Source organism: Streptomyces sp. NPDC044061 (genome assembly GCF_056434305.1).
Genome location: NZ_JBWKFL010000180.1, coordinates 1 through 1438 on the forward strand (window position 1 = coordinate 1; position 1438 = coordinate 1438).

2 protein-coding genes are annotated in these 1438 nt (G+C 65.8%); both read left to right on the forward strand.

The genetic code is table 11. The annotated features are described in order from the left end of the window. Positions 1–106 precede the first annotated feature (106 nt). Positions 107–937, forward strand: a complete 831-nt coding sequence (locus AC07CM_RS50955; protein WP_478883369.1) for an IS5 family transposase — start codon at positions 107–109, stop codon at positions 935–937. Next, positions 934–1356 carry a hypothetical protein gene (locus tag AC07CM_RS50960; protein WP_478883370.1) on the forward strand — a complete coding sequence of 141 codons (423 nt, stop codon included), beginning with the start codon at positions 934–936 and terminating at the stop codon, positions 1354–1356. The genes AC07CM_RS50955 and AC07CM_RS50960 overlap by 4 nt, the downstream gene beginning before the upstream one ends. Positions 1357–1438: the final 82 nt, after the last annotated feature.

Genomic DNA, 1438 nt, shown 5'->3' on the forward strand with positions numbered 1-1438 from the left:
TCTCAGAGTGCGGGATGTGGCGTTCCGTCGGTCTTGTCATCGCTGGATGGTGTGACGTTGGGGCATCGCTGCCGGTCAGGAGTTCGGGGTTCGCTTGAGTTATGGCATGAGCATGCGCAAGCCGTACCCGAGCGATCTCACCGATGAGCAGTGGGAGCTCGTCGAACCCGTGATCACGGCATGGAAGGCCCGGCATCCGTCGGTCAGCGGGCATCAGGGGAAGTACGCGATGCGGGAGATCGTGAACGCGATCCTCTACCAGAACCGCACGGGGTGTCAGTGGGAGTTCCTGCCCCATGACATGCCCCCGCCCGGAGCGGTGAAGTACTACTTCTACCTCTGGCGCGACGAGGGCACCGACCAGGACATCCATGACCTGCTGCGCTGGCAGCTGCGGGAGAAGCGGAAACGATTAGCCGACCCGAGCCTGGTGGTCCTGGACACGCAGAGCATCCACGTGGCCGTCGGCGTTCCGGCCACGACGACAGGCCGGGACGCCGCGAAAAGGGTGCCGGGCAGGAAGAGATGCCTGGCCGTAGACGTGTTGGGCCTCGTCATCGACTGCGTCGTCCTGCCCGCGTCCGCGCACGAGAACACCGCCGGCATCGCCCTGCTGGACGGTGTCCATGAGCAGTGCGACACAGTGAAGAAGGCCCTGGTCGATCAGGGCTTCAAGAAGAAGGTCGTCGATCACGGCAAGAACCATGGCATCGACGTCGAGATCGTCGAGCGCAACCCGGACGACAAGGGCTTCGTTCCGCAGGCCAAGCGGTGGATCGTGGAGCAGACGAACGGGATCCTGATGTTCTACCGCCGTCTCGTACGCGACTACGAACACCGCCCCGCCTCCTCCCGCTCCCGCGTTCTGTGGGCGATGACCTCCGTCATGAGCCGCCGCCTCACCGGAGCCACCATCGCCTCCTGGAGGACCGCATGAGCGAGAACCCACAGGTCAAAGCCATCCTGGAACACATCGAAACCCGCGAGCGCGAACTGGCCGACCAGGCCGGGCAGTTCCGGGCCCGCATCGAAGAACTCACCCGGCAGCTCGGCGAACTCGACGCGGAGAGCGAGAACCTCCGCATCACCCGCAAGACCCTCCTCACTCTCCCGCTGCCCTCACCCGCCACCGGGCCGGACCGCCCCGACATCCCGGACCACCCCGCCTACCAGCAGATCCTCACCGCCCTGGCCGACGCGGGCCGACCGATGCGCGCCCGCGACCTCTGCCAGGCCCTCGACCTGCCGATCCTCCCGAAGAACACCGAAGGTATCCGCTCCAAACTGAAACGCCTGGTCGGCCGAGGCATCCTCATCGAACCCGAACCCGGCTTGTTCGCCCGCCCCGACGCCTGAGGACTACCCCCCCACCCGCGACCAGCGGCCCTTCCCCAACCTCAACCACGAAACGGACAAGAGCTCACATCCCGCACTCTCA

What these genes read in the sequence shown, in the direction of transcription:
- AC07CM_RS50955 (WP_478883369.1), top strand. Translation starts at nt 107, where the DNA reads ATGAGCATGCGCAAGCCGTACCCGAGCGATCTCACCGATGAGCAGTGG.
- AC07CM_RS50960 (WP_478883370.1), top strand. Translation starts at nt 934, where the DNA reads ATGAGCGAGAACCCACAGGTCAAAGCCATCCTGGAACACATCGAAACC.